The following is a 23,776-nucleotide window of genomic DNA, read 5'->3' on the forward strand; positions in this document are numbered from 1 at the left end:
TTCCAGCAAAAAATGCAAAAAGAAACAATTTTTCTTCTAAAATAAAAAAGGCGAAAAAAATCACCTTTTTTAAAAAGTCTATGTTTTCTTAAAAAACTATTTTGTACTGTTATCGGGAACTGTATTTTCAAGAACCTGAGGAACTGGACTTTCTGCTTCAGGATTTGTGGACTGTTTCTGTTCCTGCGAAGAATTCGAAGTGCCTCCTAGCTGTTCAAGAATAGAAGGGGAAGACTCACCATCTGATGATGGGACTGATCCTGAGTCTTTATTGGTAGAATTCTGCTCTGAATTAACCGGTATACGCTTTAAAATATCAGAACTAGAATTTGATATATTACTCACCACGGTAAGTCCAATAGACACAACAAAAAAACAACAGGCTAAAATAGCAGTCAAACGTGTTAAAGGGTTTCGAGATCCACGAGTTTTCATCAACCCTGAGCTATTACTCACACCTAACCCACCACCTTCTGAAGGTTGAATTAATATAATACCAACCAAAGTAATCACAATCAAAAAATGAATAACTATAAGTACTGTTTGCATAAACCCTGCTCTTCAAATAACTCTTTAATAGCTATTTACACATAAATAACGCACAATCCAAGGGGAAACTCAAATTTCTCTGCTATAGTTTACGACAAACATCGCAAATAGTTAAAAAATCAATCGCTTTTAAGCTTGCTCCACCTATCAAAGCACCATTAACATGAGCAATGCTTAAAAGCTCAAATGCATTGGATGGTTTTACTGATCCACCATAAAGCAAACGTATCTTATTGCCTTCATCACCAAAACGAGAGCGCACCCTATCACGAATGAAATGATGTACTTTTGCAATATCTTCTGGAGTCGCTGTGTTGCCGGTGCCTATCGCCCAAACTGGTTCATAAGCGATAATGGTATTCTCTGCTGTTGCATCATCTGGGAGAGATTCTTCAAGCTGCTGCGTGAGAATATCCAGTACTTTATTATTATTACGCTCCTCCAATGTTTCACCAATACATACAAGAGCCACAAGACCTGCTCGCCACGCAGCTTGCACTTTGGCACAGACAATCGCATCATTTTCCTGGTACACTGTACGACGTTCTGAATGCCCAATAATAACATGACTTGCTCCCGCTTCTTTAAGCATAAAAGCTGAAATATCTCCAGTATAAGGACCATGATCATCAAAGTGACAATTTTGTCCTCCCAAAAGGAGATTTTCACCATTCAGCGTATTAGAAGCACGCGATAAAAGCGTTGCTGGAACACAAATTAGGGCTTCAAATAGATGACCTAGATCAGAGCTAACGCCTGTAGCAATAGCACGCAACTCTCCAAGCGATTCACTCGTTCCATTCATTTTCCAATTTCCAGCAAGAAAAGGCCGAATATTTGGAGACATATTTTCACCTCAAGAGCTTTTACAATACATTGTTTATCTGTAGTTACCAAATTATAAAATGAAAGCAAGTCTTTAAAGCTTGCATCTTTCATCTCTTTATTGCAAATTCCATTACAGCTTTGATAATAACTCACATTAAAAATGGAACTTGAACAATGCTTGACATCATAAGAAATGCTACAAATTCTTGGATTTTTAGAATTTTCCTTGCTATTTTACTCTTATGCTTCATTCTTTTATGGGGGGTACCGCAGTTACACAAAAAAAGTGAAAGAGATCTTATTACTTCTGGAAAGTCCACAGTAACTGTCGATGATTATCGTCTTGCACTCGCCGATCAAAGCGCACGTTTAGCATATGCTGCTCATCTTGAACGAATGTTTACAACAAATGAAATGCAGCAATACCAAATTCCTGCTTTTGTATTTAATCAATTACAACAAAATGTACTGCTTGATGAACAAGCACGTAAAATGAAAATAAGTCTTTCAAAAGATACAATAGCTCATACGATTGGTTCTGATAAGATGTTCCAGGTAAATGGCACTTTTGATAAAAACTTGTTTTATAACTATCTTCAGCATTTACGTATTAGTGAAAGTGCTTTTCTTAATTATTACACCAAACAAGAAAAGCGTAATCAGCTGATTGCTGCTTTACTTTCTGATATGAAGGCACCAAATCTCTTTTATAAAGCACTTGCTCTTTATCAAGGAGAAATGCGTATTGCTGATTATCTCGTTATTGATCTAAAAGAAAAGAAAACAATTGCTGATCCTGATTACGAAACATTACAAAAATGGTTTGAAACACATCAAAGTCAATTTCGTGCTCCAGAATACCGTACTGTCTCTTTGCTATCTATGGAACTTAATGATTTTGTAAAACCTAAAGATATCTCAACAGATGAGGCGAAAGCCTATTATACACAAAATGCTTCACGTTTTGTAACGCCTGAAAAGCGTACATTCGAAGAACTGCGATTCCCCTCACGCGAAGAAGCCGATAATGCAGCAAAAAAAATAGCTGACGGATTGAGTTTTGATGAACTGGTAAAAGCTGAAAAAAAAACTCTTAATGACATAAAAAAAGGTCCTCTTGCAGAAAATGAACTTCCTAATCATCTGACATCTGAAATTTTTGAACTTCAACAAGGACAAGTCAGTCCTGTGATAAATGACTTACAGGGACCTGTTCTCATTCGCGTTACGCATATTGAACCTTCAAGCTCTCTTCCTTTTGAAAGTGTAGAAGAAAATATTCGCCAAATACTTGCCAAAAATCGTGCTACTGATGATATCCGTAACAATTATGTAGCCATTGAAAATGCTCGTTTTGAGGGTGCTTCTCTCAAAGAGTTAGCTGACCAATACAAGTTATCTTTGCGCACAATTACTATTGATAAAACGGGAAAAACGCTTGAAGGTGCAATACTCACGGATTTACCTCAAAAAGATATTTTACTGAATGCCATCTATCAATCAAACGAAGGAGTCGATCTTGATCCTCTCTCTTTTCAAAATGGTGGATATCTCTGGTACAAGGTCGATAAAATTATTCCTGCCCGCGATAAGACACTTGAAGAGGCTAAGCTAGATGTTCTTTCTCAATGGAAAAATGAAGAAATCCAACGTCTTCTTGATGAAAAAGCCCAAAATGCTCTCAAACAGCTCACGGAAGGAAAAAGTCTTGTTGCTCTTTCTCATACCCTTGGTGTTACAAAACAAACAACACCCGCCCTCCGGCGTCAAGACTCATCTGAAATCCTTGGCGTTGAAGGGATTAAAGCATTATTTGCTGCTCCCAAAGGTCATTATGGCATCATAAAAGGTCCGGTTGCAACAAACCGTATCATTTATCAAATAAAGACTGTAACCATGCCTAAAGATATCACGTCTCATACTCTTTCAACTGAGGTCCGCGCCAATATAGATATGATGATAAGAGAAGATCTCAAGCTAGAAATGCTACAAGTTGCCAATAAAGAACATCCTTTGGAAATTAATAGCACAAATTATAATCAGATCTTTAACACTCTCCAATAAAAAGATTGTGCATAATTTTAAGAACTTATTGATAAAGTTTTCATCAGCTCTTCGTCTATAGTTGAAGAGGTAAGACGGGTTTCTTGTCTGCATATCTTAGGATCAGCGTTTGTATAATGATTCATTTTCTCGCAAAACAGTGCATGTATGGATTTGCGAGAAAATAGTCAATGGAATGTAGAATCGTTTTTGCAATGCATTAAAAAACATTATCCATCCAAAGGTTGTAAAGGTTGCCGCCCATTAAGCTATAAATATCATCCCTATCGTCATTCATTCATAGCTTATCATATTGCTACTCTTAATATTCATTCATAGGGAGCGTATTGCTTCTTCCTTAAATGATTTCATTTACACACCCAACTTATAATAGATAAAAAAACTATTTTTAAAATTCATTATAAAAATGGAGAAATCTTTTTCTATTCAAGACTCTCATTCAATATGAGAAAAAACGAATTATCATTATAAATCAATATATTCATCAATCATAACAGTCATCAATTATGATGTTATAATTTCTCAAAAATAAGAGTTTTTTATAGACTTATAGACTGCTAAGATAACTTCTCTCATAAAATAGAAATTTTATTTCATTTGCAAATGAGATACAATCAATACATTCAGAGTACTTAAAAGTTCTTCTTCAAACAAACCAATGTATTAAGATTTATCTCATGTTTTTCTTTCTCTGCATCTCACCCATCCAATACACTGAATAAAACATATTACTGATGAAGAAATACAGCGTATTTTCAAGATCATAAAATTTCTTATTCTTTTGCGTTCATAACAACCAAAACATCAACATTTTTATAACAAAAAAAATGGTTTGGAATCACAATAGCTCCTTTATCTTCATATGAGAAAATCAGTCTACATGTTACGCATTCCAACATAGTAATATTCTTTTACAATATCTTTGGAAAATTGCCGCTTATTGCTGCCCTTGTTATCAACCAATAGCGATACATCAATGGCAAAGTTGCGCTCTCTTGAAAAATTGCTGCCCCCAGCTGTATAGCTTTTTGAAGAGAAGCCGGTACAATGACCAATGGAAGAAAAGCTGGCTTAAGAACTCTCGGTAAAATACAAGAATACTCGTAAAATTGGGTATAATGATCGCGCGATAATGCTACCATAGCTTCAACAATACAACCCTTTTGTTGATCACTGAGACGATGAGATTCCAAAGCTTCCCTATTCACTCCTACAGCCTTTAATATATCAGTGGGTAAATAATATTGATATCGTGATTGCATGAATGATAAAAGACGCAATACACCGCTTAATCCTTGAGAAATCCCTCCATGTTCATAGATATCTGTAAACTCTTGTGCAGTTTCAGGATCTAATATCTGACAAGAAAGCTGTAAAATTATGCCTGCTGTCTCACCACAATAATGCTCTAGATCATGAAGTGTTTCTATTGGATTGTGATAAAGATCTAAAATTTGCGCATCACAATAACGTAAAAAAGCTGTCTTAGGTAAATTAAAAAGAGTCATTGCTTTTAATAAATCATTCAAAATCGGATTGTTTCCACTCGTTTGCATTTCACCATGAGCAATAGCATCATACCACCAACGTAACCGTATTTCTCCTATGAGTGGATCATGTACACTTTCGCGGATACGAGAAACTTCAGCATTAAATACATAAAGAGCAGCCAATGCTTGGCGCTTTTTTTTAGGTGCAAATAAAACCGATATATAGCGATCACGATCTATGGTACGTAAAATATCAAGACAATAAGGAAGAGAGCCTATCATTCTATGAACCTATTAACGTCCCTTTTTTAGCAATTAAATTAATACCCTCTTTTTATTCATATTAAAAAATGAAGGATAAGCAAATACAGTTCAGAAAATAAGATTTTTAAATGTGTCTCTTAACTGTATTATGAATTAAAATTTCTTTTCTAGTCCCTTTTCGTTTTAGAAAGAAAAAAATTAAATAAATAATTTTTCTGATAAAACTTATCTTATCGGACTTCAAGTTTTCATTTGCAATAAAAAAGCTAAAAACCAATCGTAACATGCATAGTAAAACTTGAACAACAAACAACGCAAAACACTTTTTCAGTGGATAGATGACAATGTTATTTTATAAAAAATGCACTGATCACAAAAACTTTATCAATCATTGACCTCCTCCCCATCCTAAAAGACAAAGGTTCTTACCAACACCAATTTGTAAAAAATCCAATTGCTCTCGGTGCATTTCTGTTACTATAAACGCATTGATTTATAATGATAATTTTGTGTTTTGTATGTTAAATTAGAATCCCAAATATCGTAGATATGCTTTCATTTCAAACCAATTCCATGTTACATCAATAAAAACTATTCCCTTGCACGTCACAAGCGGAACTGGCTTGTAGGTAAAAACTGTATAAGAAAGAATTAAAATGCCTCTTATGAACTGTCTTAAGTGCCAAGAGCTGATCACTCATGTGATTCATTAGGAACTATGAGCAAACTTTGTCCTGAATACTTGCTGCTGTATTTAAAAACACTTAATGTGTTAAGTTATGTATATTCTATACCCTTATATCACCGCCTTAAACGACAGTATTTTACAGCGCAGAAAATAATCACACAAGTCTTTCATGCTAGACCAGAGCCTTTGTTTTATTAAACAATACTCTATTCTACCGCAAATAATAACGCCGCAACAGCGCGATCTTCAGCCAATAAAACATTAAATGTACGCACCGCCGCTCCCGTACTCATTGTATCTGATGAAATACGTTTTTCCCATAAAAGCACCCGTAACTCTTCAGGTAATCGTAATAATTCAATTCCAGTACCTATTAATAAAACTTCGATTTCAGAAGCTTCTTCTAAAATACGAGATATATCCTCTTGAGTGGGAATAGGTCCTGCCATGTCAATGCCATAAATACCTGATGGTACACAAACAATAGAACCTCTATGAGACATATCAGCAAAACGAAATCCACCATTTCCATAAGCATCAATAGGTGCGCGACTTGGAAAATGTGCTTCACGAATTTGAATTGCATCGAACATGAACAAGCACCCTTTATTTTTGAATAATCCAATTGTCTTTGCTACTTCTCACCATAAAATTAAAGGAAGGCTGATACAAACATTGATATCTTAACCATAGCCTAGTATTGAAGTGGAAATTTTATATAAAACCCTAATCTTCTCATACAACAAGTATATGAAAATTCGATAATAAACCGCAATCAAAAGCTATACCTGCTTAAATAAATCTATCTTTTAAAAAGTTTTCTCAGCTTATTTACTCGCAAATTTCTTTTTATAGAAACAATGATCTTGTTTTAAAAACAGAAAAAATTGCGTAATATTCCATAAATAAAACAACTATTTTAATCATCTAAAGAAAACAAAAACTCCATTTTCTGTAGCCACTATAAAAGCCCCTTTTTCAATGAAATTGTCTTGATCTTGCCAAGCTTTTTATAAAAATGCTTAAAAAATGTAATAAACTGCCATTACACCTTAAGATGCATTTTCCTTTGATATAGCTTTTTTCTCTTTAGAGATACTCATATCTTCTTTCGTTGTCGTTTTAGATTTAGACTTTTGTGGTCTTTTTGCTTTAGCATTAAGTTTTGATTTTTTTTCTGCAATCGGCTCACCTTTAACGCGCACATCAGCTAATGTTGAGCGAATAACACGAATATTCATACTCTCACCAATTTCAACCTCTAATTCACCACTCTCGTCGTGAACCTTCGTAACCTTGCCGATAATACCACCACCCGTTATAACTGTATCACCACGACGTACTGCATTAAGCATTTCTTGGCGTTTTTTCATTTGGGCACGCTGTGGACGAATGATAAAAAAATACATAATTGCAAAAATTAAAATGAATGGGACAGCGCTAGCAAATGAAATTCCACCGGAAACATCGCCTGCAACTTGAGCATAAGCGTTCGTAATAAACATTTTTATCTCCTATAGTTAAACCTCAGGTATTTCCCACTCTATTAAAATGAAATTCCGATACAGAAAAAATTCCTAAAGAATTTATCATAAAAAGCAATAACTACATAATCTAATCACAGCTTTACAAAAATACAATAAATCCTTAAGAGGCAGAATACCAAAATACAATGAGAAAAATCTTAAAAAATAGATTCACTTTCCCCTATTGTATATCCTACAATACAAATCTTTTCACTAACTCAATAAATTATACAAGATAATTTTTCTAATGAACAAACTTTAATTTATATAGATAATTTATCGTTTTTGATATCAAATGACAGATCTAAATACAATAAAACGCTCTCATTTCAAACCTTCTGAATTAATCAAAACGATTTTCTTGCACGTCACACATATGAAATGAGCCTGTAGATAAAAACTTTTTAAGAAAGGCGTGAAATATCTTTTTTCATGCTCCTCTCAAATGCAAGAGCAATTGAAACACTCAAAGCTGACAAATAGTATGATACTACTGTCTTACACTTTCATAAATACAAAAATGGTAATATCTACCGACCCCAACGAACTACTTTCCTAAAACCAATGATTTTTTGCTGCAATGTTATTGATTTAAGAAAATCAATTATTTTTCATTAATTTTCTATAAACTGTAAGACTATTCAAATGTAAAAGTCATCAATAAATTAGTTTTCTAAATATTTAAGGGGATCAACAGGTAATGAATTCTTACGCATCTCAAAATAGACACGTGGCGTTTTAACATTTCCTGAAACACCAGATTTAGCAATCTCATCACCGCGCCTTATCCTTTGTCCTTTGTTAACAACAAGCTTACTATTACATCCATAAATAGTGATAATATCATTTTCATGTCGAATCATCACAACATTACCAAGCTCTTTTAGTCCATCTCCCGCGTAAATAACCACACCATTTTCTGCCGCCTTTACCGAAGACCCTTCAGGCACTGCAATATCTATTCCTCGATTCATTACTGTTCCCTTTTTTTGACCGAACTGGCTTAATAAACGCCCTCGTACTGGCCAACGCATCTTAGAAATTCCTGTGGCTTGCGGAGTCATCATATTATCTGTATTCGTAACAGTACTTGACAAACCAGTCTCATATTTCAATTGCGTCATCTGTTTAGAAAAATTTTTCTCAGAGCTTGATTTGTTCATCTTTGCAGAGGGTGGCGTTATTACAGGAGCTTTATATATAGGAGAGGACTTCTTGTTTTTTATAGAGGACATCACTTGAGATTGGGATGCAGATTCTGTTGTTGACACTGCCCAATCGTTATTATTGTGTGCATTTGAAGCTGCTAATGTACGCCTGCTTGGAACAACAAGGACCTGACCGATATAAATGGAATTGCTGTTTATACCATTTGCTAATTTTAATGCCTCAACACTAACCCCTACTTGTCGTGCAATACTGAGCAGTGTATCTCCACTCTGGACAATATAAGAACTCCGCCGAAAAATAGGAGATTTATCCATTTGTGAACGAGAAAGTGTTCCAAGATTACGTGGAGGGGCGCCCATAACGCGACCATCAGAAGAAGTTATCCTACCTTGATGTGGAAAATTATAGGGGGAATTATCATCTCCCCACGAATCATCGCTTGATTCCACAGGTGGCAATTCAGTGCTTTGTATCATACCACTACCGTATGATAGCATTCGCGGATCTGTATACATAGTGCTTGATATATTTGATTGAGATGATACCGCACGATGAGAGAACGTATTGGAAAAACGCTGTGTACCAGAACTACAACCAGCAACAATAGTTACCACCGCTAAAAAAGTTATTCTCTGAAAATTATGCTGGAAAATATTATCCAAAGCTTTTAGACACATCGTTTTGCTCACTCATCAATAATCAACTCACTCCATTAAAGCTTTTTTAAATTACCGAAGAGTTAAAATGAGATGTTTTATTCATAAATATCTTTATATAAGATCAAAATGAATTTAACGTAGACAATTTGCAGAAATTTCTTAGCTTTTAAAAATTAAAGTATCTCTGCAATGCCTTTAATAAAAGGTTGGTAACGCACTTGGAACAGTTCTAAACACTCAAATCGACTACCAATTTTTGTATAGCGCGTCACCGTTTGTACCCCTTCGTCAGGTCCTATCGCCTGAATGAGAATTCCATTTTCAGCTAAAAGTTCTAAAAATTCCTTTGGTTCATCAAAACGTGATGGCCAAATAAGAATGCGATCAAATGATCCTAAGCCTGTCACACTATGACTTCCATCAATCTGCCGTATAACAATATTTTCAATTCCTAAAGTTTGAAATTTTTGGCGTGCTAAATCAACAAGCGTTTTATAACGATCAATCGTTGTCACACGGTCACTCAGACATGCCATAAGAGCAGTACAAAAACCAGATCCTGTACCAATTTCTAAGACACGATGCCTTTTTTTCAAAGATAATGCCGAAAGAATTAAGAGTTGTTCTTCCAAACGTTCCATATATTCACCACACTCAAGGGGAATAACTTTATTATCATAAGCACTATTGAACCAAGGAGCAGCAACAAACTGTTGACGCGGAATTTTCTCTAATGCCGAAAAAAATCGCACGTCATCAATGCCTTTGCTACGCATTTTCAGTACAAGAGCGGCTAACTCCTCACGAAATTGTAAAATACCCTTTTGCCCCATAGTATCATTCAATCTCCAATGGAGGTGCACTTTTATCATACTGATAAACTGCTTCTTTTAAAATGGCAAAAACTTGCATCTGTGTATCATCACCTCTTGGCAATAAACGCATATTGTCTCTCCTTTCGTAAAATTAAGCAGTAATACAGCGCATGCCTCCCATATAAGGTTGTAAAACATCTGGAATAATAATTGATCCATCAGCCTGTTGATAATTTTCAAGTACGGCAATAAGACAACGTCCAACAGCCGTACCAGAACCATTAAGGCTATGAACAAAATGCAATTTTTTATCGCCGTCTTTACGATAGCGCGCATTCATACGACGACCTTGAAAATCTCCACAAACTGAACAGCTAGAAATTTCACGATAACATTCTTGACCAGGAAGCCAAACCTCGATGTCATAGGTTTTACGCGCTGCAAACCCCATATCACCCGTAGAAAGAACCACTGTGCGAAAAGGCAAACCAAGCCGTTTTAATATATCTTCTGCACATTCTGTCATACGTTCCAATTCAATTAAAGACTGCTCTTCACTGGTAATCGAGACCATTTCAACTTTCCAAAATTGATGCTGACGCAACATACCGCGCGTATCACGACCGGCTGCTCCCGCCTCTGAACGAAAACAGGGAGATAAAGAAGAAAATCGCAGTGGTAAATCTGATATTTCAAGAATTTCATCGTTGACCAAATTGGTTAATGGCACTTCTGCTGTGGAAATAAGCCATCGACCATCTGTTGTACGAAAAAGGTCTTCAGCAAATTTCGGTAATTGTGCTGCTCCGTAAACAATCTCATCACGAACAAGAAAAGGTGTTGAGACTTCTGTGTAACCATTCTCATTGACATGCACATCAAGCATAAATTGGCCTAATGCTCGTTCTAGCCGTGCTAACGCCCCTGAAAGTACTGTAAAACGTGTTCCAGACAAACGACTAGCTCGTTCAAAATTCATCTGTTTGAGATCTTGACCAAGATCAAAATGTTCCTTTGGTGTAAAATTAAATGTTGGAGGTGTACCAAAATGTCGAATGACGACATTATCACTTTCATCTTTACCTTCTGGAACATCATCTAATGGAATATTTGGAAGTGCTGAAAGAAGTTTCTCAAGACTCTCCGTCAGTTGTTTTTCTTCCACTGTTGCAGAGGAAAGAAAAGCTTTAATCTCTTCAACTTCAGCTCTAAGACGTTCAGCCATTTGCTGATCAGATACAGCCAAAGCCTGCCCTATTTCCTTTGAAACAGCATTGCGACGTTCCTGCGCCAATTGCACCTTAGCAATATGCGATCGACGTGCAAGATCAAGTTGTATTAACCTTTCAGCTTGTGGCTCAAGACCTCTACTTACGAGTGCTTTATCTAATTTCTCAGGATTGTCACGAATCCACTTAATATCAAGCATAAAAATTCCTCATTTATATTGTTTTTATTCATTCCTTATCGCATAAGATTATACACTTTTCTTAAGCGAATTTTCTTCTCTTTTCTATACTGTAAGCAATTAAAATTGAAATCTCGTAAAGTGCTATCGTTGGTAAAGCCACTGCAAACATCGTAAAAAAATCCGACGGCGTTATGATTGCCGCAATGATAAAAGAGAGCAAAATAGCCCATTTTCGTTTAGAAACCAAATCATGAGACGTTAAAAATCCAATTTTTGTTAAAAGACTGATGACAAGAGGTAATTGAAAAATCAAACCAAAAATTAGGATAAATGATGTCATAAAGCCCAAATAATCAGAAATACGCACTATAAACTCTATTTTTAAATGAACATCTGGAAGAAATTGTTGAGAAAGGCTAAACCATAGTATTATTGGCGCTAATAGACCATAAACAAACGCTCCCCCAATACAAAATAAAATAGGCCCCCCAATGAGAAATGGTAAAAAAGCCATCCGCTCATTTTTATAAAGCCCTGGTGCAATAAAACTATAAAACTGAAAAGCCGTATAGGGAAAAGATAAAATAATTCCCCCAAAAGCAGAAAGTTTCATCTTCGTTAAAAAAGTTTCCCATACTTGCGTTGATTGCAAACGAATACCCTCAGGGTTACCCCCTGCTATTTTCATTGCCCACTGATATGGCCATAGTAAAAAATTTAAGATATAATCTTTAACAAGAAAACACATCATAAAAGCGATCATAAATGCAACCAAAGCAGAAATAATTCGCTGACGAAGTTCAATTAAATGTTCTAAAAGTGGAGTCATATTAGCATCAACTTCATCTTTTTTTACATTCATGACACATCTTCTTTTTTTTATCTTTAGGAGAAACAAAAATGTTTTCAGAATGATGAGAAGCTATAGAAACTGTCATATCTTTCTTGATTACCTTTTGATCACATTCCAAAATTTCTTTATCTTTTTTAAATTTATGATGTGTTTCCTTAACATCCCAATTATCGTGGATATCCTCTAATATATTTTGAGTGGGATCAAAAGTTTCTGCCAACTTCTTGCTTGAATCGCTAATATCCGAACATACTTTTTGCAAATCATCGCGCTCGATTTGTCTTATTGCATCATCAAACTGATGACGAAGTTCATTTGCTGTTGAATACACATACGCTCTTATCTTTGCTACTGTCTTTAATATTTTAGGTAAATCTTTTGGTCCAACGACAATGATGAGAACAAGTAAGATTACGATAAACTCTGGTCCGTCAATCCCAAACATCTCTTAATTCGACTTTCTCATCAAAAAATATTGCACAATGATGATTGCGTTTTTGTTACTGTTTTTTAGCAACAGATGTTTTGCTTTTTTTAGAAGCAGAAGAAACCTTTCTGCGCGCTGTTGCATGTTTTACCGATAACGGCTGAGATTGTTGAGATTCTACATCAATCATTTGGGAAGTAGGAGCCATTTCAACTTTATCCTCAATGCTATCATCTTCTTCCTTCATATTTTTTTTGAAGGCTTTAATTCCTTTAGCAACATCGCCCATTAATTCAGAAATTTTACCGCGACCGAAAAGCACAAAGATAATCAATAAAATTATAATTAAATGCGTTGGTGAAAAAATATTACCCATTATTCTCTCTAACTTTATGCTTTTAAATTTGATTTCATTTATTCATGCTTCCTCTGAAGAATGTATCAAATATAATATCTTACTTATATATTTTCTTCTTAACTTAAAAGCAATTACACGCTTTTATTGCAAAAAGAACTTTTTATCCTCTCATCCTTTTTTAGCGTATTATAACACAAACCATTCAAAAATGATAAACCACTTCATACAAAGTTCAAAACACTTAAAAACTTTTCTAAAATAACTTCATCTGATCTCTTAGGTTACTCATCTTCCTGTAAATACTATAGCCAATGTCTTTCCTTTTAAACAATGTTGTACGTATCATTACAAACATTTCCGCCAAATTATCCTTTACTGATAAAAATCATAACATGCTGTAAAACATTTTACGTATTCAATTAAAAAAATCAGAAAGAAAAATCTCTAAAAAACTTTCTTAACACATCATCGGTCTCTTCAAAAACGATCATCTTACGCACAACATTTATTCTTTGCGTTGGGGTGGGAATTTTATCATCCATTATTCCATATACAATACGAAATATGAGCCATCATCGTATTCAATTAACTATCTGTCGTGTAAATAAAAACTATTAGCGGAAAGAGTAAAAATGTACTTTATGAACCAACTCAAGTGCCAAGAGGTATGGCAATACTGCTAAAAAATAAAAAAGGTACCAGCTTGTGCCTTTATTCAATAAAATACCTCCATATAACCAGCTCTCTAAGCCACGGCATGCTCTAACTATTACAAGTCTCCGGATTCTGGGCATGCGTTCTCATAATATCATGTGTTTAACCTATCTCAGTATTGAAACCAGAATGGGCATTAATAGAAAATTATATTCAATCAAAAGCATGGCATCGAAGCATAATTCATGTAAAAAGAATTTCTTATCCTCGCCTTTTTTATAAGATTTCCTTATAAAGCCGCTCGATAATACAGTGTTAGAGATAAATAAACCTATTTAATTTAGTTTAAAATTCTCATTTTATTGAAATAGCTTGCAGAGTGCATATCAATTTTCAAAAGTTTTATTTTAGCGTCATACACAATAACCTAGCCATTTAGCGTGTATAATGTAAAGCTTTGGCTCCGCTTAAAGCAATGAGATTCATTCATACTTTTACAAAAATCTATCACTATAACACCAGCACTTTATTGCTCTCTCCATAATTTTACGCTCGCTAAAAAACTGATCAATGTAACAATGTTTTTATCAAGCATTTGAAATTCTTTAATCTTTAAACAAGCAAATTTATGAATGAATTTGAAAGATACCCTTCAATTTTTCAACAAACTTCACTAATATTCTCGTTAATTGAGTGTTTTTTATAGTTTTCCTAAAAGAGTCCGCGATCATAAAAAATTCTCTTACAACATAAATATCTCTATTGAAATGTTTGATCTCTTCTTGTCTATCTTTCATATAAAAAAATTAAAATTTTAACGATTAATCTCATTATATAAAATAGCTCTGTGAATAAATGCTCCCATAACATTAATATTTTTTCTGTAGTGTATAATTGGGGGGTGAGGGCATTGTTTGATTTCTACAAGAGTATTTTTATGGATATCAATTCTATTATTCTATGCTAATAATCCGGTACAGTTATACATAATGATAGAGTTTACTCCATGAATTATCGGCATATTTATCATGCTGGCAATTTTGCTGATGTTTTTAAACACATTATTGTCACTCGCATTGTAGAATATCTCAAACGCAAAGAAAAAGCTTTTCGCGTTATAGATACGCATGCTGGAATCGGTATTTATGACCTTTCTTCTTTAGAAGCACATAAAACAGGAGAGTGGCGCGAAGGTGTCCAACGACTTTTTTCAACTCCTATCCCAGAAGATTTAAAAACACTCCTTTGTCCATGGTGTGACATCATTGATGCCCTCAATAAAGGGGAAAAAGAAATTGTATTTTATCCTGGATCTCCTGTTCTTATTCGTCAATTATTACGGAAACAAGATCGCCTCACCGCAATAGAATTGCACAATGAAGATTATCATATTTTAGCAAAAAACTTTGCAGGAGATTATCAGACAAAAGTTCTGCATTTAGATGGTTGGCTTTCCTTAAATGCTCATGTACCACCTAAAGAAAAACGTGGGTTTATCCTTGTTGACCCTCCCTTTGAAAAAGCTGGTGAGTTTTCCCGCCTTATTGAGGGATTAACGAAAGCCTATCGTCGCTTTTCTGGAGGGATCTACGCTTTATGGTATCCTGTTAAATATGACAAAGAAATTGAAAGTTTTCTTCACGCGCTTTATCAAACCGGAATTCCTAAGATTCTACAGCTTGAAATGCGTATCCGAAAAAGTTCAAGTCCACCGACAATGAATGGAAGTGGTATGATTATTATTAACCCTCCCTACCTTTTGGAAGAAGAAATGAAAAAACTCAGCCCCTTTCTTATCAACCGTCTTGGACAAGATGAAAATGCCAAAATAACTCATAAGTGGCTTCAAAAAGAACATCTATTATTTTAGATCTTTCTCTGATATTTTTCCTAAATCAAATATCATGTTGTAAGATATAAAGACTTTGAATGATAAAGTTCTTTGAATAATACCAACATATTATAGTAGTAAGCTAATAACGATCAGCGTGAATTATTTTTTTAGAAAGCCTATCCTCTTAATCATTATGGATTTCTTATTTCAATCATTTTAATGGATAAATTAGGCAAATTCATAAAGCTGTTTTAGAATAACAACTCTCATATTTTTTATGAAAGATCGGCTCTCTAAAATCATACTCTTATGTTATAAGATATTATTTATAGAAAAAAATTATAAAGACATGAATAATCATTATTTAATAAAAAAGAATATTTCATATATTAAACAAACAACATATTCGTAATAAACGGAATGGTCCTGAAAAATAATACAAATTATCCGCAAAATGAACGGGAAAATCTTTCTTTTCTCTCTAATATTACATGGCATAATGCCAATCAAAGCAATGAGAAAAATCAATTCCAGGGTATCAAGTTCATACAAGAGTTTGTTAGACACCTTCCGCATAAGCCTGGGGTTTACCGGATGATTGGTGAAAATGGTGATATTCTTTATGTTGGCAAAGCCCGTAATCTCAAAAAACGTGTTTCAAACTATACACGTGAACAAGGACACAATAATCGTATTACCCGCATGATTCGTGCAACATATCATATGGAATTTATCGTCACCCATACAGAAACAGAAGCACTCCTTTTAGAAGCCAATCTCATCAAAAGATTGCATCCACATTTTAATGTACTCCTGCGTGATGATAAAAGTTTCCCTTATATTATGATTACAGATGATCATCGAGTGCCTGCACTTTACAAACATCGTGGTGCTCGAACACGAAAAGCTCACTATTTTGGTCCTTTTGCTTCTGCTGGTGCAGTGACACAAACAGTTCATGTTTTACAACGCGCCTTTTTATTACGAACCTGTACTGATTCAGTTTTTGAAAACCGTACACGCCCCTGTTTGCTTTATCAAATTAAGCGATGTTCTGCACCTTGTACTCATGAAATTAGTGACAGTGATTATAAAGAACTGGTGAAAGGAGCAAAAGCGTTCCTTTCGGGAAAAGATCAATCTATTAAAAGCGATATGGTTCAAGCTATGCATAAAGCCGCAGAAAATCTTGATTTTGAACAAGCAGCTTCCTATCGTGACCGCTTATCAGCCCTTTCTCACATACAAAGCCATCAAGGTATTAATCCTCAAACGATAAAAGAAGCGGATGTATTTGCAATTGCGCAAAAAGAAGGAATGACTTGTATTCAAGTGTTCTTTTTTCGCATGGGGCAAAATTGGGGAAACCGTGCCTATTTTCCTAAAGCAGATCCCTCTTTTTCCCGCACTGAAATTTTAGCGAGTTTTCTTGCCCAATTTTACGATAATAAACCACTTCCCAAAAGTATCCTTTTATCTGAAGAAATTGAAGAAAAAGCACTTCTTACAGAAGCATTTAGTCTCAAAGCAAACCACAAAGTATCCCTCTCTTTACCCAAACAAGGTGAACGGAAAACTCTTGTTAATCGTGCCTATCTCAATGCTCATGAAGCACTTGAACATAAGCTTTCTGAAACAGCCACCCATACAAAATTGCTTCAAGGTCTTGCTAAAACATTCCAACTACCTTTTCCTCCACGCCGGATAGAAGTCTATGACAATTCTCATATCATGGGAACAAATGCTGTAGGGGCTATGATTGTTGCTGGTCAAATGGGATTTATTAAAAATCAATATCGAAAATTCAACATTCGCTCAACAGATATCACGCCTGGCGATGATTTTGGCATGATGAAAGAAGTGATTAAACGAAGATTTTCACGCCTTATCAAAGAGTATGATCTGCCAAATAGAAGTCATGACATAAAAGATGATGATCTTTTTCCCATTTGGCCTGACCTTATCTTAATCGATGGTGGTGAAGGACAAATCAACAGCGTACATGAAATACTTGCTGAGTTACAATTAAATGATCTCTTCACAGTTGTTGGAATCGCCAAAGGTGTTGACCGTCATGCAGGACGTGAAAGATTTTTTATAAAAGGTATTTCCCCCTTTACACTTCCTCCACGTGATCCTATCCTCTATTTTTTGCAACGTCTGCGTGATGAAGCACACCGTTTTGCGATTGGAACTCATAGGATAAAACGAAAAAAAGCAACATTCAAAAACCCACTTGATGAAATCGAAAATATCGGTCCGACAAGAAAGCGTGCGTTGCTTCATCATTTTGGAAGTGCCAAAGCTGTTGCTAGTGCCTCATTTGAAGATTTAAAAAAAGTTACGGGAATCTCTATGACAATTGCACAAAAAATTCATAACCATTTTCATGAAAAATAGGCTTGTTTCATAATCTTCGCCTTGTTACGTTTAGGAAATATATTCTCTTTCACAAGAATTAAAAATGGCTCCATGAAAAATCATACTTTTTCTTTTCCAAATATTTTAACTTATGCACGAATTGTTGCAGTCCCAATGGTTGTTGCATGCTTTTTTTTAGAAGGGCGACTACAATCAAGTGATATCACTCGCTGGATTGCTGTTTCCATTTTTATCGTTGCATCCATTACTGACTTTCTTGACGGTTACCTTGCTCGTATTTGGGAACAAACATCCAATATTGGTCGCATGTTAGATCCAATCGCCGATAAACTTCTCGTCTCTGCTTGTCTGCTCTTGCTTGCCGCAGACAGTACCATCGCTGGGTGGACACTATGGGCAGCTATTATCATTCTTTGCAGAGAAATTCTTGTATCAGGATTACGTGAATATTTGGCTGAGTTAAAAGTTAGTGTTCCTGTCTCTCGTCTTGCAAAATGGAAAACTTTTGTACAGATGATCGCTATTGTATTTCTTTTAGCTGGACCAGCCGGTAATAAAATTTTCCCTTACACAGTAGAGTTTGGCATTACTATGCTGTGGATTTCTGCCCTCCTTACATTGTGGACAGGGTGGGATTATTTTCGTGCAGGTTTAAAACACGTTATCCTATGAATAGTATGGAATTTTATAATGATGATTTATCTTTTTGTACTTAAATAAAAGATGAGAATAGCATAAGATTGATTTGTTTTAAATCTATTAATGATAAATCAATAAAACACTTTTTTGCACATTACAAGTAAGGGTAGCGTGTAGATAAAAACTCTTCAGAAAACAGTAAATAGGCTTTATATTTTCGTAAAAGCAGCTGCAATATTAAAAGCTAAAAAAACGATTAATGCTCCATATGCTTTCAAAAAAATCTATAATCTCATAAGCAAAAAACCGAAATATAGTGTTTCGGATTTTTGCTTCTTATATACGCTTTATTATTATAAACGCTTTATTAACCAACAATTTCTACCTCAGGAAACCAAAAGGCGATTTCTGTTTTTGCCGTTTCAGCACTATCGGATCCATGGACAGAATTTTCGCCAATCGATAAAGCATGAACCTTACGAATTGTCCCTTCTTCTGCATCACTAGGATTCGTAGCCCCCATTACTTCACGGTTTTTAGCTATTGCATTTTCACCTTCCAAAACTTGTACAACGGTTGGACCAGAAGACATGAATTCAACCAATTCACTAAAAAAAGGACGTTTTTTATGAACAGCATAAAATTTTTCAGCCTCACGTCTGCTCATCCAGACACGTTTAGACGCAATAACACGTAGCTCCGCATCCTCAAGCATTTTAGTAATTGCGCCAGTCAAATTACGACGGGTTGCGTCTGGTTTAATCATCGAAAAAGTACGCTCTAAAGCCATTTAACCACCTTTATTTCATTTATAATATTCTCTAGCCATTTCTATAGCGAGCAAGGAGCCCTTTGCCAAGTGACTCTGCAAAAATCTACACAAATTCTCATAAACATAGAATAAATTATAAAGAAAACTTTAATAAAAATACCTGCAATTGCTTATCCCATCATAAAGATGCGCTACCGAATCTCAATAAATATTGAATCCTCTTTCATAATCTTAAATGCTTCCTATCAAAATTATCATTGAAATCAATCAAAAAATAACCATATCGTTAGAAACTATAGCGTACACCTAAAATACCCTGAAGGGACTGTTTTGTTTTACGCCCTTTAATATAATGTGCCTCACCATATAACTTTAACTTCTCACTCACTAAACTGCTTAAACCTATTCCTAATTTACCTGCATTCCCCGATAAGTCAGTGGTAAATGGATGGCGTTGATTAATTAACGTTTGATTGTCATCTTTATTCTCACGCAACCATGCTGCTGTAATATACGCAAGCGATGAGGAATCTATGTGAGAACCAAATTCATATCCTAAAGATAAGCCAACCTCACTGCGTAATGAAGTGAATGGACGCATGTCACCTGTCATGTCATTCGATAACTTGATTTCTTTACCCTCAACTTGTAACCATGTAAATTTTCCATAAGGCTGTAACCAACTGTTCTTTGACGTCTTAAGTCGATAACCAGCTTCAAAGGAAGTTCCCAATGCCCTTTGAGTATATGTTCCTTCAATCTCTAAACCATTCGTTGAAACGGCTTTTAGANCCATTCGATAACTTGATTTCTTTACCCTCAACTTGCAACCATGTAAATTGTCCATAAGGCTGTAACCAACTGTTCTTTGACGTCTTAAGTCGATAACCAGCTTCAAAGGAAGTTCCCAATGCCCTTTGAGTATATGTTCCTTCAATCTCTAAACCATTCGTTGAAACGGCTTTTAGAGTATTTTGATAATGATTGTATTTTAAAATACCATCGAGATACCATCCACTATGATCCAAATAAGTGACATAAGCGCCAATACCATAAGTATTGATTCCACTGTTACCCCCCCGTGCATGCGCAACACGGGCACGATCATAACTGCCAAAACCACCTATATAAAACTCTCCATTTTCCCACTCGCTTAAACCATTGATCCCCAAAACGATACCGGTCTGATCCAGTTTAAAATCTATATGCTCTGTAACAACACTCTCTTTAGATTTAATCGCATAGCTCCATAAAGCCGTATTCTTTTTACTTTTATCTAGAATTCCTCTTCCCGCACTTACGGTTTGCATTTCATTGTGAAAAACCATCGCTGGCGCCATAGACATAGACAATACCGCATCTGTAGAGGGAGTGGTCAAAAAGTGAGAAACTGAAAGATTCTCACTCAATTGTGGAAAAGGTNTTTTATCTAGAATTCCTCTTCCCGCACGTACGGTTTGCATTTCATTGTGAAAAACCATCGCTGGCGCCACAGACATAGACAATACCGCATCTGTAGAGGGAGTGGTCAAAAAGTGAGAAACTGAAAGATTCTCACTCAATTGTGGAAAAGGTTGTTCTTTATGAACTGGACGCACAATCATTTGATCGGCTAAAGAGTGAGAAGAGGTTGAAACAGCAGTTTGTTGTTTTTCATCAGAAAGAGGATGAGAACTTCCTGAACCTAAGACTTCAGTAACGTGACTTCCAAGAGAGGAAATAGTTGGAGATACAGAAGCCTGAGATTTTTGCCTTAAGTTTTGGCGGTTTTTTCTTCGACGTGGCAATTTAATAGCATGCTCTTGTGGTGCTGTAATCGTTGAAAGAGAAGAAACTGATTGATTTTGATTTAAATGCCGCATAGATCTGCTTCTGCGTGGCGCACTATCCATGTAAACTGCAGTCAAATACCAAATTTTTCCCTCTTCATTCTCAATATTTTTGTGTTTTAAGCCATAAGTATAAGTTCCTCCATCAACCATTACAGTTTTTGCGCCAGAAAAACTTTGTAGAGTAAAAGATGCGCTACCACTTTGATCAAAAATTAAATCAAGTCCTGCTGAAGAAGGATCAACAACTTCAATACCAGAATCTACGGCACTTATTGTGTGAAAACCACTCCCATTCTCAATAAAGAGGTAATCACCTTTTCCTTCTGCAAGGCTAACATTAAAATCGAAATGTAGACTCCTTGCTAGATTATTAATATAAAGCTGAGAGTAATATAAATCATCTTCAGAAGAGGTGAAAATGACTTTTCCTACACCGCTTAACTGCTGAATGCGTGTACTTTTGTCGTCAAACCCACGAGCAACGGAGTATAATTGAGCGTCTTCTCCATTTAATTCAATGTTTTCTACTATAGTTTGTTGACCATCACCTCCAGCATCAAGATAGATCCCACCAAAATCTTGAACTTTTATTTCTCCTCCTAATATTGCACTAGGAGAAATCCATGAATTGGCATTACCTTCAATCGTTAGATTCTTCACAATTCCACCCGCATAGACTTCTTGAACACCACCAGTGCGTAAAATTACTCTATTCGCTTCACCCCCTGCTAAAACACGCTGCATACCCTCTGAAAAAACTTCAGTATTTACGGCTAAACCACCACTCTTTTGTATAAAATCATCATCATCTGCGAACCATTTAGCAAGAGTTTGTATTCCTCCACTCATCACTTTTGTTCCCACAGCCATCCCATCATCATATACATTCTGCTGTCCCGGCGTATCACCTTGACCATAAAGTGTCGTGTTATAAGCGCTGCTCCCCACAATTCCACCATTTACATAACCATCTCCGGAAACAAGCTGCTCCCCACCATAAATTTCAGCTCTCAATGCGGTTCCTCCTCCCTCCACTCTTTGTTTTCCACCCTCGTAAATAATCGTAAATTCTGAAATCTCTTGCTCCCCTACAATCTCAACACCACCATTTTCAATTGTCGTATTCTTACTGAAACCACCAGCTTCAACATAAAGTCTTCCTGATCCCTGAATTGTATTGTTAATGGACTTCTTAAGAACACCTCGCTCTCCATCATCAGAGATATAAACTACGTTATCATCACCGAGCAAAGAGCTTTGTAGAATTCCTCCTCCTTCGCCAATACTGTAATCAATTACATCAGAGATACTAAAATCTTTTGACGATGTCATATTTTCTTCTTTTTCAGGAAGCTTATCTATAGGTGACTCCGCATAAGGTGAAGAGATTACAGGAGCAAAAGTTATTTGTGACGTAGCCAAATACCAAGTCTTTGCCCCATTATCATCTTTTGTCTTTAAGCCATACATGTAGACTCCATTATCAATCGTACTCGTCTCTTCTCCAGAAAAATCTGTCAGAGTAAAATGCGCATTTCCGCTTTGATCATGAATTAAATCAAGCTCCAAAACTAAATTCTGATCTTGTAGAGGAGAATTGGTAATTTCAACACCAGAATCGATAACGCTTATGGTGTGATAACCTGCTCCTTTTTTTATCAAAAGATAATCACCGCGCTGTTCTGCAAAATTAGTATGCAACCTAAAATGTAAACTCCCTGAAAGATCATTGATCTCAAGTGTAGAGTAATATGGATTAAACACGGTAGAAGTAAAAATAACACGACCATTCCCACTCAGGTTCTCAATCAAAGAACTTTCGCCATCTATATTAGAAGCAATCGCGTACAATTTTGTATCTCTGCCATTTAACACAATTTTTTCTACTTCAGTACGAGATCGCTCAGTACCAGCATAAAGATAAATCCGTCCAGAATCATGAATCATAGTGCTTCCTTCTAATGTTGCACCAAAATTTAACCACGATTGTACTTGATCCCTAATTATTAAATCTTTTACATAGCCTCCTAAATCTATTGCTTGGAAAGCATTCCCTTGTAAAAGAACGCCAATCGCGATTCCCCCCGCTAAAATGTGTTGCTCTCCACCAGAAAAGACCTTCGTATCAAATGCAAAACTGCTATAGTCGTTTAGATCCTCTTCTACATAAAGATTTTGTATCCCTCCTTCCATGATCTTTGTGTTAAAAACCTCTCCATCATCGTACAAGACATTGATTTATAATGATAATTCACTGTTTTGTATGTTGAGTGAGAGTCCCGAATAACGTAAGATTCTCTCATTTCAAATCTGTTTATCTTGAATCAATCAAAACCACTATTTGCACATAACAAGTGGGATGAGTGTGTGGATCAAATTTGTATAAGAAAGGAGTAAAAATGGTTCTTATGAATCGTCTTAATGCAAGGGCTGTCGCAACATTGGGAGCTGGCAAATATAATGATGGTGCCGGCTTGCTACTTCATAAGCGTAAAGATGGAGGTGCTCAATGGCTGTATCGTTATACCATTCATGGGCGGCGTCGCGAAATGGGCTTGGGT

General features: G+C 35.6%; 17 protein-coding genes and 2 pseudogenes. 5 read left to right on the forward strand and 14 right to left on the reverse strand.

The features are described 5' to 3' along the window. Positions 1–96 precede the first annotated feature (96 nt). Together secG and tpiA are read right to left on the reverse strand one after the other, a co-directional pair. On the reverse strand, positions 97–549 hold the full coding sequence (secG, locus tag ACFIK1_RS04835; RefSeq protein WP_375611263.1) for a preprotein translocase subunit SecG: 453 nt from the start codon (positions 547–549) through the stop codon (positions 97–99). An 82-nt stretch (positions 550–631) separates the two neighbouring features. Continuing rightward, positions 632–1,396 carry a triose-phosphate isomerase gene (tpiA, locus tag ACFIK1_RS04840; RefSeq protein WP_375620758.1) on the reverse strand — a complete coding sequence of 255 codons (765 nt, stop codon included), beginning with the start codon at positions 1,394–1,396 and terminating at the stop codon, positions 632–634. Positions 1,397–1,551: 155 nt separating this feature from the next. Here tpiA and ACFIK1_RS04845 point away from each other — a divergent pair, with 155 nt between their 5' ends. Next, positions 1,552–3,441, forward strand: coding sequence for a peptidyl-prolyl cis-trans isomerase (locus ACFIK1_RS04845; RefSeq protein WP_375662215.1), 1,890 nt, complete (start codon positions 1,552–1,554; stop codon positions 3,439–3,441). Positions 3,442–4,352: 911 nt separating this feature from the next. Here ACFIK1_RS04845 and ACFIK1_RS04850 read toward each other — a convergent pair. The 9 genes from ACFIK1_RS04850 to tatA all read right to left on the reverse strand — a co-directional run bounded on the left by ACFIK1_RS04850 (position 4,353) and on the right by tatA (position 13,120). Continuing rightward, a complete protein-coding gene (locus ACFIK1_RS04850; RefSeq protein ID WP_375639423.1) occupies positions 4,353–5,213 on the reverse strand; it encodes a phytoene/squalene synthase family protein in 861 nt (286 codons plus the stop codon). Positions 5,214–6,089: 876 nt separating this feature from the next. Next, positions 6,090–6,476 carry an Mth938-like domain-containing protein gene (locus tag ACFIK1_RS04855; RefSeq protein ID WP_375633097.1) on the reverse strand — a complete coding sequence of 129 codons (387 nt, stop codon included), beginning with the start codon at positions 6,474–6,476 and terminating at the stop codon, positions 6,090–6,092. Between the two features lie 459 nt (positions 6,477–6,935). Continuing rightward, positions 6,936–7,388: a preprotein translocase subunit YajC gene (yajC, locus tag ACFIK1_RS04860; protein ID WP_375633099.1), complete on the reverse strand. Its 453-nt coding sequence runs from the start codon at positions 7,386–7,388 to the stop codon at positions 6,936–6,938. 686 nt (positions 7,389–8,074) lie between these two features. Further along, a complete protein-coding gene (locus ACFIK1_RS04865) occupies positions 8,075–9,256 on the reverse strand; it encodes a peptidoglycan DD-metalloendopeptidase family protein (protein WP_375662216.1) in 1,182 nt (393 codons plus the stop codon). Positions 9,257–9,411: 155 nt separating this feature from the next. After that, positions 9,412–10,071: a protein-L-isoaspartate(D-aspartate) O-methyltransferase gene (locus ACFIK1_RS04870; protein ID WP_273791164.1), complete on the reverse strand. Its 660-nt coding sequence runs from the start codon at positions 10,069–10,071 to the stop codon at positions 9,412–9,414. 133 nt (positions 10,072–10,204) lie between these two features. After that, positions 10,205–11,482 carry a serine--tRNA ligase gene (gene serS / locus ACFIK1_RS04875; protein WP_375662217.1) on the reverse strand — a complete coding sequence of 426 codons (1,278 nt, stop codon included), beginning with the start codon at positions 11,480–11,482 and terminating at the stop codon, positions 10,205–10,207. Between the two features lie 61 nt (positions 11,483–11,543). Beyond that, positions 11,544–12,326 (reverse strand): twin-arginine translocase subunit TatC, encoded by a 783-nt coding sequence (gene tatC / locus ACFIK1_RS04880; protein WP_375662218.1) that lies wholly within the window; start codon positions 12,324–12,326, stop codon positions 11,544–11,546. Next, positions 12,307–12,762, reverse strand: coding sequence for a twin-arginine translocase subunit TatB (locus ACFIK1_RS04885; protein WP_375633109.1), 456 nt, complete (start codon positions 12,760–12,762; stop codon positions 12,307–12,309). The genes tatC and ACFIK1_RS04885 overlap by 20 nt, the downstream gene beginning before the upstream one ends. Positions 12,763–12,817: 55 nt before the next feature. Continuing rightward, entirely contained in the window at positions 12,818–13,120 is a 303-nt protein-coding gene (tatA, locus tag ACFIK1_RS04890) for a twin-arginine translocase TatA/TatE family subunit (RefSeq protein WP_375612915.1), read from the reverse strand. A 1,642-nt stretch (positions 13,121–14,762) separates the two neighbouring features. Between tatA and ACFIK1_RS04895 the strand changes: the two genes are divergently transcribed. The 3 genes from ACFIK1_RS04895 to pgsA all read left to right on the forward strand — a co-directional run bounded on the left by ACFIK1_RS04895 (position 14,763) and on the right by pgsA (position 18,644). Beyond that, complete coding sequence (locus ACFIK1_RS04895; RefSeq protein WP_375633113.1) at positions 14,763–15,626, forward strand: 23S rRNA (adenine(2030)-N(6))-methyltransferase RlmJ; 864 nt, start codon at positions 14,763–14,765, stop codon at positions 15,624–15,626. A gap of 384 nt (positions 15,627–16,010) precedes the next feature. Beyond that, on the forward strand, positions 16,011–17,990 hold the full coding sequence (gene uvrC, locus ACFIK1_RS04900) for an excinuclease ABC subunit UvrC (RefSeq protein WP_375654919.1): 1,980 nt from the start codon (positions 16,011–16,013) through the stop codon (positions 17,988–17,990). A 72-nt stretch (positions 17,991–18,062) separates the two neighbouring features. Beyond that, positions 18,063–18,644, forward strand: coding sequence for a CDP-diacylglycerol--glycerol-3-phosphate 3-phosphatidyltransferase (pgsA, locus tag ACFIK1_RS04905; protein WP_273723320.1), 582 nt, complete (start codon positions 18,063–18,065; stop codon positions 18,642–18,644). A gap of 334 nt (positions 18,645–18,978) precedes the next feature. Here the strand turns inward: pgsA and ndk are convergent, their stop codons facing one another. The 3 genes and pseudogenes from ndk to ACFIK1_RS04920 all read right to left on the reverse strand — a co-directional run bounded on the left by ndk (position 18,979) and on the right by ACFIK1_RS04920 (position 23,408). Continuing rightward, a complete protein-coding gene (ndk, locus tag ACFIK1_RS04910) occupies positions 18,979–19,401 on the reverse strand; it encodes a nucleoside-diphosphate kinase (protein WP_375617673.1) in 423 nt (140 codons plus the stop codon). A 268-nt stretch (positions 19,402–19,669) separates the two neighbouring features. After that, positions 19,670–20,029: pseudogene (locus ACFIK1_RS04915) on the reverse strand (autotransporter outer membrane beta-barrel domain-containing protein); the annotation flags it as partial. 109 nt (positions 20,030–20,138) lie between these two features. Continuing rightward, positions 20,139–23,408 (reverse strand): autotransporter outer membrane beta-barrel domain-containing protein, encoded by a 3,270-nt coding sequence (locus ACFIK1_RS04920; RefSeq protein ID WP_375662219.1) that lies wholly within the window; start codon positions 23,406–23,408, stop codon positions 20,139–20,141. A 206-nt stretch (positions 23,409–23,614) separates the two neighbouring features. Between ACFIK1_RS04920 and ACFIK1_RS04925 the strand changes: the two are divergent. Then, positions 23,615–23,776: pseudogene (locus tag ACFIK1_RS04925) on the forward strand (Arm DNA-binding domain-containing protein); the annotation flags it as partial.

Source organism: Bartonella sp. OC16QHHD (genome assembly GCF_042194035.1).
GTDB lineage: Bacteria > Pseudomonadota > Alphaproteobacteria > Rhizobiales > Rhizobiaceae > Bartonella.